9 protein-coding genes are annotated in these 11980 nt (G+C 63.7%); 7 read left to right on the top strand and 2 right to left on the bottom strand.

Annotated features, from left to right (window positions below):
* Nucleotides 1-46 precede the first annotated feature (46 nt).
* The gene (locus B3397_RS07485; RefSeq protein ID WP_296248686.1) at nt 47-952 is read right to left on the bottom strand and encodes a LysR substrate-binding domain-containing protein; all 906 of its coding nucleotides are present in this window, start codon (nt 950-952) and stop codon (nt 47-49) included.
* Between the two features lie 243 nt (nt 953-1195).
* Here B3397_RS07485 and B3397_RS07480 point away from each other — a divergent pair, with 243 nt between their 5' ends.
* The 3 genes from B3397_RS07480 to B3397_RS07470 all read left to right on the top strand — a co-directional run bounded on the left by B3397_RS07480 (nt 1196) and on the right by B3397_RS07470 (nt 5288).
* A complete protein-coding gene (locus B3397_RS07480; protein ID WP_296248685.1) occupies nt 1196-2620 on the top strand; it encodes an aspartate ammonia-lyase in 1425 nt (474 codons plus the stop codon).
* Nucleotides 2621-2831: 211 nt separating this feature from the next.
* Nucleotides 2832-4274: an alanine/glycine:cation symporter family protein gene (locus B3397_RS07475; RefSeq protein ID WP_296248684.1), complete on the top strand. Its 1443-nt coding sequence runs from the start codon at nt 2832-2834 to the stop codon at nt 4272-4274.
* 12 nt (nt 4275-4286) lie between these two features.
* On the top strand, nt 4287-5288 hold the full coding sequence (locus B3397_RS07470) for an asparaginase (protein ID WP_296248683.1): 1002 nt from the start codon (nt 4287-4289) through the stop codon (nt 5286-5288).
* A gap of 201 nt (nt 5289-5489) precedes the next feature.
* On the opposite strand, the gene B3397_RS07465 is transcribed toward B3397_RS07470, so the two are convergent.
* A complete protein-coding gene (locus B3397_RS07465) occupies nt 5490-6701 on the bottom strand; it encodes a YeeE/YedE family protein (RefSeq protein ID WP_296248682.1) in 1212 nt (403 codons plus the stop codon).
* 414 nt (nt 6702-7115) lie between these two features.
* Here B3397_RS07465 and B3397_RS07460 point away from each other — a divergent pair, with 414 nt between their 5' ends.
* From B3397_RS07460 to B3397_RS07445, 4 genes are all read left to right on the top strand, one after another.
* Nucleotides 7116-7757, top strand: a complete 642-nt coding sequence (locus tag B3397_RS07460; RefSeq protein ID WP_296248681.1) for an FMN-binding negative transcriptional regulator — start codon at nt 7116-7118, stop codon at nt 7755-7757.
* A gap of 2 nt (nt 7758-7759) precedes the next feature.
* A complete protein-coding gene (locus tag B3397_RS07455) occupies nt 7760-8206 on the top strand; it encodes a GNAT family N-acetyltransferase (protein ID WP_296248680.1) in 447 nt (148 codons plus the stop codon).
* A gap of 8 nt (nt 8207-8214) precedes the next feature.
* Nucleotides 8215-8892, top strand: coding sequence for a GNAT family N-acetyltransferase (locus tag B3397_RS07450; protein ID WP_296248679.1), 678 nt, complete (start codon nt 8215-8217; stop codon nt 8890-8892).
* A 61-nt stretch (nt 8893-8953) separates the two neighbouring features.
* Nucleotides 8954-11914, top strand: a complete 2961-nt coding sequence (locus B3397_RS07445; protein ID WP_296248678.1) for an autotransporter outer membrane beta-barrel domain-containing protein — start codon at nt 8954-8956, stop codon at nt 11912-11914.
* The last annotated feature ends 66 nt before the right edge of the window (nt 11915-11980 follow it).

The raw sequence follows: 11980 nt of genomic DNA, 5'->3' as shown, positions 1-11980 counted from the left end.
TGGGGTGAGGGGACCAGACACAGAAAATCTATCGACCCGCCCCAAATCAGCCCCCTGCCGCCGCCCCCTCCAGACGCTTCCACAACAAGCGAACATTGGCCTTGCGCACCAACGCGCAGCGATACGCACGTATCTCCAGCGGCACATGCCACTGTGTTCCGCCGCAGATCACCAGCTCCCCCCGCGCCAGCTCCGCCTTCACGCTCAGGCGGGGCACCCAGGCGATCCCCAATCCCTCCAGCGCCATGCTTTTCAAGCTGTCGGCCATGGCCGTCTCATACACCGTGGTATAGCGCAGGCTGCGCTGGCGCAGCAGCTGGCTGACCGAACGGCCGAGGAAGGCGCCGGCGCTATAGGCCAGCAACGGCACGCCGGCCTCGCCTTCCAGGTCGAACAGCGGCTGGCCGCAGGCGTCGGTAGCGCATACCGGCAACATTTCCGTGGTGCCCAGATGCAGCGACGGGAAGATGTCCGGGTCCATCTGCATGGCCGAATCCGGATCGTAGAAGGCCAGCATCAGATCACAGCCGCCCTCGCGCAGGGCATGCACGGCGTCGCCGACATTGGTGGCCACCAGTCGCGTGGCAATGGGCAGGCCCTCGTTTCGCAGCTTGGCGATCCAGCCGGGAAAGAACCCCAACGCCAGGGAGTGCGCGGCGGCGACCTGCATCACCTCGCCCTGCCCGCCTTCCAGATGGTGCAGATGGCGCAGCACCTCGCCCAGTTGATCGACCACGGTGCGCGCGGTGACCAGAAACAGCTGGCCCGCCTCGGTCAGCTCGACAGGCGTGCGTGAGCGATTGACCAAGGTCAGGCCCAGGGCCGATTCCAGGCTGCGGATGCGCCGACTGAAGGCCGGCTGCGTGACGAAGCGACGCTCCGCCGCCTGGGAAAAGCTACGGGTGGCGGCCAGGGCGCTGAAATCCTCCAGCCATTTACTTTCCAGATTCATACCATCCTCTCAATACGTAGCAGCGGCGTGAGCCGCGTCTCAGTCGCCTCATGTAACGGTAGAGAAGGACGCGGCTTACGCCGCTGCTACGGGGATACGCTCGATCCATTGTTGGCGTCACAGTTACCATTATGCCGATTCTGCATACCCCAGCAAGCAACAGCATTAGCCGCAAACCGCCTGCAGGCCTAGGATTGGCGGCATTCCGGCAACGGCCGGGCCCTCACTGAGATTATCTCTATCATGTCCTCCGCTGCATCATCGCGCATCGAAAAAGACCTGCTTGGCGTTCTCGAAGTCCCTGCGCAAGCGTACTACGGCATTCAGACCCTGCGCGCCGTGCACAACTTCCGCCTCTCCGGCGTGCCGCTGTCGCACTACCCCAAGCTCGTCGTGGCCCTGGCCATGGTCAAGCAGGCGGCTGCCGACGCCAACCGCGAGCTGGGTCACCTCAGCGCCGCCAAGCATGCCGCGATCAGTGAAGCCTGTACCCGCCTGGTACGGGGCGAATTCCACGACCAGTTCGTGGTGGACATGATTCAGGGCGGTGCCGGCACCTCCACCAACATGAACGCCAACGAAGTGATCGCCAACATTGCGTTGGAGGCCATGGGGCATCAAAAGGGTGAGTATCAGTACCTGCATCCCAACAACGACGTGAACATGGCGCAGTCCACCAACGACGCCTACCCCACGGCCATTCGCCTGGGTCTGTTGTTGGGCCACGACGCGCTGTTGACCAGCCTCGACAGCTTGATCCAGGCCTTTGCCGCCAAGGGTGTGGAATTCGCCCACGTGCTGAAAATGGGCCGTACCCAGCTGCAGGACGCCGTGCCCATGACCCTGGGCCAGGAATTCAAGGCGTTCGCCACCACCCTCACCGAAGACCTCAACCGCCTGCGTAGCCTGGCACCGGAACTGTTGACCGAGGTCAACCTGGGCGGCACCGCCATCGGCACCGGCATCAACGCCGACCCGGGCTACCAGGCCCTGGCCGTGTCGCGCCTGGCCACCATCAGCGGCCAGCCGCTGGTGCCGGCGGCCGACCTGATCGAGGCCACCTCGGACATGGGCGCCTTCGTGCTGTTCTCCGGCATGCTCAAGCGCACGGCTGTGAAACTGTCGAAAATCTGCAACGACCTGCGCCTGCTGTCCAGCGGCCCCCGCACCGGCATCAACGAAATCAACCTGCCAGCGCGTCAGCCGGGCAGCTCGATCATGCCAGGCAAGGTCAACCCGGTGATCCCGGAGGCAGTGAACATGTGCGCCTTCGAAATCATGGGCAATGATCTGGCCCTGACCATTGCCGCCGAAGGCGGCCAGTTGCAGCTCAACGTCATGGAGCCGCTGATCGCCTACAAGATCTTCGATTCGATCCGCCTGTTGCAGCGCGCCATGGACATGCTGCGTGAACACTGCATCGTCGGCATCACCGCCAACGAACAGCGCTGCCGCGAGCTGGTGGAACACTCCATCGGCCTGGTCACTGCACTGAACCCCTACATCGGCTATGAAAACGCCACCCGTATCGCCCGCGTTGCATTGCAAACCGGCCGCGGCGTACTGGAACTGGTGCGCGAGGAAGGCCTGCTCGACGACGTCATGCTCGCCGACATCCTGCGCCCGGAAAACATGATCGCGCCGCGCCTCGTGCCGTTGAAGGCCTGAGCCGGCACCCGCTCACCAGGTCGAGGGACTAGACACCTCTCACCTTTTGAGGGCCCCGAGAGCGATTTCGGGGCCCTTTTTTTTAACCCTCGCGGCCGCTCTGGGAAACTTCCGACAAAATGAAGATCCCCAGTCCCATGCACCAAAAAGCTGCAGTACCTTGCACCTATGGGTATAGTGCCGCCCCTTTGAACTTGACGAGGTAACCCCCATGCTTGAAGTCATCAACGACTTCCTCTCGGGAAAAGTCCTGATCGTGCTGATCGTCGGCCTCGGTGGCTATTTCACCGTGCGCTCGCGCTTCGTCCAACTGCGCCACTTCCTGCACATGTTCAGCGTGTTCCGGGAAAGCCTGCGCAACAGCTCCGATCAGCTGAGCTCGTTCCAGGCGCTGATGCTCAGCCTGGCCGGCCGAGTAGGCGCGGGCAACATTGCCGGCGTCGGTATCGCGGTGACCCTGGGTGGACCGGGCGCAGTGTTCTGGATGTGGGTGACCGCTCTGGTGGGCATGGCCAGCAGCTTCTTCGAGTGTTCCCTGGCCCAGGCCTACAAGCGCTGTGACGCTGACGGCCAGTACCGTGGCGGCCCGTCGTTCTATATCCAGTACGGCTTGGGCAAGCGCTGGCTGGGAATGGTCATGGCAGTGCTGCTGCTGGTGACCTTCGGTTTCGCCTTCAACGGCCTGCAATCCCATGCCGTGACCAGCTCGCTGAACGACGCCTTCGGCCTGTCCACCACCTGGTCCGGCCTGGGCCTGGCGGTGCTGCTGGCGGCGGTGTTCTTCGGCGGCATCAAGCGGATCGCCGCCGTGGCCGACCTGCTGGTCCCGGTCAAGACCCTGGCCTATATCGCCGTCAGCCTGTACGTCATCGTTCTGCAGTTCGACCAGGTGCCACACATGTTCGCCACCATCGTGCGCAGCGCCTTTGGCCTGGACCCGGTGTTCGGCGGCCTGCTGGGCAGCGCCATCGTCATGGGCGTGAAACGTGGCGTGTTCGCCAACGAGGCAGGCCTGGGCAGTGCACCCAACGTCGCTGCGGTGGCGCAGGTGGAACACCCGGTCGCCCAGGGTGTGGTGCAAGCATTCAGCGTATTCCTCGACACCTTCGTGATCTGCACCTGCACGGCGCTGGTGATCCTGCTGTCGGGCTTCTACACCCCAGGCTTCGAAGGTGACGGCATTGCCCTGACCCAGAACTCGCTGGCGGCAGTGGTCGGCGAATGGGGTCGGGTGTTCATCAGCGTCGCGCTGTCGTTGTTCGTGTTCACTTCGATCCTCTACAACTACTACCTGGGCGAGAACAATCTGCGCTTTCTGATCGGCGATAACCGCAAGGCGGTGCTGGTGTACCGCGCCATCGTGCTGGTACTGATCTTCTGGGGCGCGGTGGAGAATCTGGAAACCGTGTTCGCGTTCGCCGACATCACCATGACCCTGCTGGCGTTCGTCAACTTGATCGCCTTGGCCATGCTGTTCAAGATTGGCCTGCGGCTGCTGCGCGATTACGATGCGCAGCGCACTGCCGGTATCAAGATTCCGGTATTCGACGCCCGTCAGTTCGCCGACCTGGACCTGGACCCCAAGGCCTGGCCGGTACCTGCCGAGCCTACGTCCGTGGCGCAGACCGAAGCCGCCCTGCCCACCCAGCGCTGAGGAATTTCGACCATGACCATCGCCTCTCCTGCCCGTCACGTACGGGTGCTGTACACCGGCGGCACCATCGGCATGCAGGCCAGCGCCAATGGCCTGGCACCCGCCTCGGGCTTTGAGGCGCGGATGAGCCAGCAGCTGGCCTCGCAGCCAGATCTGGTGGTGCCGAACTGGAGCTTCAGGGAGCTGCTGCCCTTGATCGACAGCGCCAACATGACGCCGACCTACTGGCAGCGGTTGCGTGAGGCGGTGGTCGAAGCGGTGGACGTGGACGGTTGCGACGGGGTGTTGGTTCTGCATGGCACCGACACCCTGGCGTACAGCGCGGCAGCGATGTGCTTCCAACTGCTGGGGCTGCGGGCGCCGGTGTTGTTCACCGGCTCCATGCTGCCCGCCGGTGTGCCGGACAGCGACGCCTGGGAAAACATCAACGGCGCGCTGGGGGATCTGGCCCGTGGCCTGCCGGCAGGTGTGCACCTGCACTTCCATGGCGACCTGTTGCCGCCGACCCGCTGCGCCAAGGTGCGCAGCTTTGGCCGCCACCCCTTCGCCGCGCTCAAGCGCACCGCAGGCGCGGCTCGGGTACAGCAACTGCCTGCGGCGCTGGATTATCGGCAACGCAAGCTGCTGGCCAACATCGCCGTGCTGCCCCTGTACCCGGGCTTTTCCGCGCAGCCTTTGCAGGCGGTGCTGGGCAGCGGCGTGCAGGCGCTGATTCTGGAGTGCTTCGGCAGCGGCACCGGACCGGCGGACAACCCGGATTTTCTTGCTCAGCTGCAGCGGGCAAGAGAACAAGGCATCGTGGTGGTCGCTATCACGCAGTGCCAGGAAGGCGGCGTGGAGCTGGGGGTCTATGAAGCCGGCAGCCGTCTGCACGATGTTGGCGTGTTGTCCGGCGGCGGCATGACCCGCGAAGCGGCCTTCGGCAAACTGCACGCGCTGTTCGGCGCCGGCTTGCCGGTAGACGAAGTGCGCCGCTTGGTAGAACTGGATTTGTGCGGCGAACTTCAGCCCTAGCCCCCCCCCACAAAAGACGCGCGCCTCCCCCTGCGCCCGTGCATTCAGCGCAGGAGCCGAAGGGATGCATCGCCAGGGCCGGCCTCTTCGCGGCTTTACGCCGCTCCTACAAAAGATGCATGCACACCTCTGTAGGAGCGGCGTAAAGCCGCGAAGGCGCCTGTGCTAGCACCCTGTGATCCGGATGATGCAGCGACCGAGCTAGCAGCCGCTCAGGCGTTCGACACGGCGCTCGCCGGCGAAGAAAATCGGCCGCAGGCGAACACCGACGCTGTTGCCGATGAACGCGGCTACCAGCCACAACCAGCCATGCAAGCTGCCCGAAGCGATACCACTGAAGTACGCGCCAATGTTGCAGCCGTACGCCAGCCGTGAGCCGTAACCGAGCAGCAAGCCGCCGATCACTGCCGCCAGCAGCGACATCGGCGGGATCTTCAGGCTGGGCGCGAAATGCCCGGCCAAACCCGCCGCCAGCAAGGCACCCAATACGATACCGATATCCATCACGCTGGTGATGTCTTCCCAGACCGGCGCCGCCAGGGCCTTGGCATTGGCGGCGCTCTGCCAGAACGCCCAGCTGCCGACATCCACGCCCAGACCGCTGGCCACCTTGGCACCCCACAGGGCGAACGCCGAGGTGATGCCCCATGGCCGACCCGCTAGGGCCAAGGTAGCGAAATTCAGCAGCGCCAAGGCCACCGCACCCCATACCAGCGGCCACGGACCCTGGACGAAACGACGCAAGCCGCTGTGCTCGCTGGCCACTGGCGCCTGCAGGCTGCCATGGCGCCGTTTCTCCAGGCGCAGCGTTACCCCGGCGATGATCGCGAACAACCCCAGGCTCAACAGCAAGGCGGGCATGACGCCCAGGCTCTTGACGATGGAAATCGCTGGCAATGAAGGCAGGGCGAACCACCAATCGACATGATGGGTGGCGATCAGCGAACCGCAGATGAAGAACAGCAAGGTCACCAACATCCGCGCATTGCCACCGCCGACCGTAAACAGGGTGCCCGAGGCGCAACCGCCGCCCAACTGCATGCCGATGCCGAAAATAAAGGCTCCGAAGATCACCGACACGCCCGCCGGCGCTACCAGCCCGACCACGGGGCTGCCAAACAGGCTGCCGGCCCCCAGTGCCGGGAAGAACAGCATCACCGCCAGCGCCAGCATGACCATCTGCGCACGCAGGCCAGCACCACGGCGCTCGCGAATGAAGACCCGCCACGCCGAGGTGAAACCGAATGCTGCGTGGTACAGCGTCAGACCCAGCGCGGCACCCACCACCCACAACAGCAATTGCCGGCTACCGACCTGGGAGACCAGGAACAGCCCGCCGACAATCAACAGGACGAATGCCACCAGCGGTGCGCCAAGCTTGCGCTCCGGCGTGGCAGAAAGAGTAACGCTCATGAGAGTACTCGAATGAATGGATCAGCCCACCAGTATAAACGTAGCAGCGGCGTAAGCCGCGTCCCGGACTTGTCGGCAGTGTCGCGGGGATATGCACAGGGGCGGGACGCGGCTTACGCCGCTGCTACGGGTGTGTACAAGTTGTTTGGCGCAGGGGTTGAGACTGGCGGGTCGAAAAGTAACCAGATCACCGCGAAGCGGCGGTTTAACTATATGTAACAACAGCTTGACCTTCGATATTGTGGATAAACCTGTTGATAAACTACCGTATAACCCTGTGCATAGTTTTGTGGATAGTTTTCACGCCGATTCGGTTAACCGTCTTCTGGCCCCATGGAATACCCTTCCACTGGCCCTTATCGCAGGTCCACCAATGACCTAGGATCGTCTCGAATCCCCATTCAGGACAGCACCATGTATACACCTCGTGCGTTTCTCGACGACGATCTGCCCCGCCTGCACGACCACATCGAGCAGACGCGCCTGGCGATTGTCGTGACCCATGATGCGCAAGGTCTACTCGCCAGCCATGTGCCGGTATTGTTGGATCGGGACAGCGGCGAATTCGGCACCTTGAGCGGACACCTGGCCAAAGCCAACCCACAGTGCCGAGCGCTGGCAAACGGTGCGCAAGTGCTGGTGATCTTTGCGGGCGCCGATGCCTACGTCAGCCCCAACTTCTATGCCAGCAAGGCCGAACACGGCAAAGTCGTTCCGACCTGGAACTACACGGCCGTGCACGCCCATGGCCAGGCTGAAATCTTCAGTGACCCGCAGCGACTGCACGGATTGGTCAGGGCCCTGACCACCCGCCACGAAGCCGGGCAAGCCGTGCAATGGGCCGTCGAGGACGCTCCCGCCGATTACATCGACGGCATGCTCAACGCCATCGTTGGCTTCAGCATCGCCATCACCCGACTGCAAGGCAAACGCAAACTCAGCCAGAACCGTTCGGCCGCCGACATCGCCGGCGTACAGGCCGGTCTGGCGGCCAGCAGCGACCCCCGAGACCAGCAACTCGCCCACTTGATGTCGTCCGTGCAACCAGGAGTCTGACCATGTCCACGCTCGAAATTCGCCCCGTCACCGCCCAGGATCACGCAGCTTGGCTGCCGCTGTGGCAGGCCTATCAACGCTTCTATCAGACCGCCATACCCACCGAGGTGACGGCCGCCACCTGGCAACGTATGCTCGACCCGGCTGAACCGATTAACGCCGCCTTGGCCTGGCGGAACGACCGGGCCGTGGGCATGGTCCATTACATCTACCACCGCTCGTGCTGGAGCATCGCAAATTCCTGTTATCTGCAGGACCTGCTGGTCGACGAAAACCAGCGCGGTGGCGGTATCGGACGTCAGCTGATCGAATTCGTCTACGCTACGGCTACCGCCGCTGGCTGCGCCAAGGTGCACTGGTTGACTCACGAGACCAATGCCACGGCCATCCAGCTGTACCAGCGAATCGCTGAACGCCCGGGCTTCATCCAATTCCGAAAAGCCCTATAGGAGCTGCCATGCCCACATCCGCCTCTGATTGGAAGCCTGTCCAGGCACCCGTCGCGCACACCATGAATGGTCGCTACATCCGCCTGGAAAAGCTGGACCCCAAACGCCACGGCGAAGATCTGTGGGAAGCATTGCAGGGCTCCGGGTCGGATCAGAAACTGTGGGACTACCTGCCCTATGGCCCGTTCCACGATCTGGAACCCTTCTACATCTGGCTCGACGGCTACGCCATCAGCAACGACCCGCTGGGCTTCTGCGTGGTCGACCAGGACACTGGCAAGGCCCAGGGTATCCTCAGCCTGATGTCCATCGTGCCCGCCCACGGCCGCCTGGAAATCGGTCACGTCGCCTTCGCTGCCTCCATGCAGCGCACGCCCAAGGGGACCGAAGCGGTATACCTGGCCGCCAAGCTCGCGTTCAGTCAGGGCTACCGTCGGGTCGAGTGGAAATGCGACAACGCCAACCTGCGTTCACGTCGCGCAGCGCTACGCTTCGGCTTCACGGAAGAAGGTGCATTCCGCCAGCACATGATCGTCAAGGGCAAGAATCGCGATACCGCGTACTTCTCCATGATCGACAGCGAATGGCCAGTCATCGAGCACGCGTTCGAAAGCTGGCTGGCCCTGGAAAACCAGCCGCCGTCCGGTCAGCTGAAAACGCTGGAACAGTTTCGTATCCGCAATTAAATAATTCTGTAAAAACTAAACGCTATATAGGACGACCCGAACATACCCAGGTCGTCCGTCCATGCCGTTTCCGCCGCAACGCCTCGCACTTGCCATCGCCCTGCTTGCTCTCGGCGCGCCGATCGCCTCGGTCCACGCCAAGACCGTGCAGATCACCGATGCCACGACCGCCACCCAAAGCCTGAGCGATACCGACACGCTGACCCTGAGCCCCACCGGCAGCATCACTGCCAGCGCCGAAGCCATCAAGCTCAAGGGCGCGGCCGCGGGCGGCGGTGTGGTGGTGAACAATGCAGGCCGCCTGATATCCACCGGCGACCGCGCGATCGACAGCTCCAGTACCGGGGCAGTGCGCAACTACACGTTGATCAATCAGGCCGGCGCGCTGGTGCAAGGCGCCTCCGACGCCTTCCGCATCAAGGACGACTTCAGCAACGGCGCCATCGTCATCGACAACAGCGGCACCCTGCGTTCTGTGGGCAAACGCGCCATAGACCTCGAAGCCCTGGACAGCAGCGGTATCACCACGACGATCATCAACCGCGCCGGCGGCCTGATTCGCAGCGAAAAGAACGACGGGATGAAAACCGGCGTCAACGCCACCATCACCAACTACGGGCAGATATCCACAGGCGACACGTTCAGCCTGGATGATAAGTTCGATGGCGTCGATGTGTCCGCTGCTACCGGCGTGTCTGTGTATAACTACGGTTTGATCAGCGGTGGCCGCCACGGTGTAACCACCGACGAAGGCGCCCTGCTCTACAACAAAGGTACGGTGATCGGTCGCAATGGCTCCGGCTACGGCTCGGACGGCAATGGCACGGTGATCAACCATGGCCTGATTTCCGGCGATGTGTCCGGGTTGCAGCCAGTGGGTGACGGTGATGGCGTGGACATCGACCTCATCGGCCATATCGAGAACTACGGCATCATCCGCGGCACGGGCGCGTCCGGCGCCAAGCCGGGCGACCCGCTGAACGTCAGTGAAGGCATTGCCATGGGCGGGGGTTACATCCTCAATGCCGCGGGGGCAACCATCAGCGGCGCGGGCAACGCCATCCTCATCGACGACGGCAGCAATGGTTCGGCCTACGCCGCCACCTACCTGGAAAACCACGGCACCATCACCGGCCTCAACGGCTTCGGCATGCAGCTCAACGGCGACTTCGCCGATACCGTGATCAACGCCGGGCTGATCAGTGGCAGCAACGGCATCGCCCTGCAAATGGCCGGTGGCGATGACAGCCTGAGCGTGCACAGCGGCGGCCGCTTCGAAGGTGTGGTGGATGGCGGTACAGGGTATGACCGAGTGACCCTGGACGGCCGCGCCGGTGGCAGCTTCGGCAACAGCCAGAATTTCGAATCCCTGCAAGTCAACAGCGGCACCTGGACGCTGACCAGCACCGACGACTTCAGCGATGCCAGCGCCGTTGCCAACGGTGCCACCTTGATCAACCAGGGCCGCATCGGCGGTGCCCTGACAGTCGATCAGGGCGGCGTCTACGCCGGCGGCGGTTCCGTGGGCAACCTGAACGTCAAGGGCACCCTGTTGACCAACAGCCAACTGGGCACCGCCAGGGTCAACGGCGACCTTACTCTGGCCAGCGGCGCCACCCTGGCCTATGGCGTGAATGCCGACGGCAGCAGCGCGCCAGTACTGATCAGCGGCGCGGCCAACCTCAACGGTGCCACCCTGGCGGTCAACCCGAGCAGCGGTGAGTACCCTTGGCAGAGCCGCTACACCGTGCTGCAGGCCAGCAACGTGAATGGCCGCTTCGGCCAGGTCACCAGCGACTATGCCTTTCTGACCCCCACAGTGAGCTACAGCGCCACACGGGTGGACCTGGACTACACCCGCAACGACGTCGCCTTTGCCGACTTCGCCAGCACTGCCAACGGCGCCCGTGCCGCCCGCAGCCTGGCGGGCCTGAGCGATGGCAGCCTGTACAACGCCCTGCTCAACACCAGCACCGCCAGCGCCGGCGTGGCGATCGAGCAACTGGCCGGCAGCACCAACGCCAGCCTTGGCGCGGCCACACTGGCGGGCACGGCCCAGGTCGGCAGCAGCATGCTCTCGGTAATGCAGCAGATGGGGGCCAACGGCGGCTTGCAGGTGGCCCTGGCAGACCAGGACACGCCGATACTGGCCGCCAATGGCGTGCCTGACCAGGCACGCAACCTGAACGACCCCAATGCCCGTGGCCGGGTGTGGATTCAGGCGCTGGGCAGCTACGGCAAGCTGGAGGGCGAGCATGGCAGCAGCGGCCTCGAACAACGCACCCGCGGCAGCGTGCTGGGCACCGATTGGGCACTGACGCCGGACTGGCGTGTCGGTGTGTTGGGTGGCTACTCGCGCACTGACCTGGACGCTTCAGGTGTGGACGGTGAAGTCGACAGCTGGCATGCCGGGGTCTATGCCCTGCGCCAGAGCGGGCCATTGGCGTTGCGTCTGGGTGCGGCCTACAGCAAGCACGACGGCAGCAACAAGCGCACCGTCCGCTTCGACGGTTTCAGCGATCGGCCAAAGGGCGACTACGATGCCGACAGCCAGCAGGCCTTCGCCGAACTGGGTTACAGCCTGGGCAATGGTCGCCTGAGCGCCGAACCCTTCGCCAACCTCGGTTATCAGCGCTACAACCGTGACGGCTACCGGGAAAAAGGCGGCGCTGCGGCGCTGAACGTGGAATCGCAGACCCAGGACAACTTCACCAGCACCTTCGGTGTGCGTCTGGCTCACCTGAACCTGCTGGACAACGGCATGAGCCTGACGCCACGAGGCAGCCTGGGCTGGCGTCATACCTACGGCGACGTGGACAACAGCACCCGCCAGGCTCTCCTCAGCGGCGGCAGCGGTTTCAGCGTCGAAGGCAGCGCCCTGGACCGAGACAGTTTGCTGGTGGAAGCCGGCCTGGATCTGGGCGTGAGCGCGCGTCAGAGCGTGGGAGTTGGCTACAGCGGTGAGTTGGGCAGCAACAGCCGCAACCATGCGCTAGTGGGGCAATGGCAGCTGCGGTTCTGATCGATCTGGACTGAACGGTGGATGGCCCCCTCTCCCTCAGGCAGAGGCCTGGGGTGAGGGGACCAT

Origin of the sequence: Pseudomonas sp. UBA4194, assembly GCF_002379585.1 — a bacterium.
Classification (GTDB): Bacteria; Pseudomonadota; Gammaproteobacteria; order Pseudomonadales; family Pseudomonadaceae; genus Aquipseudomonas.
Note: the sequence above shows the minus strand (reverse complement) of the source record. Positions and strands in the feature narration are given on the sequence as shown.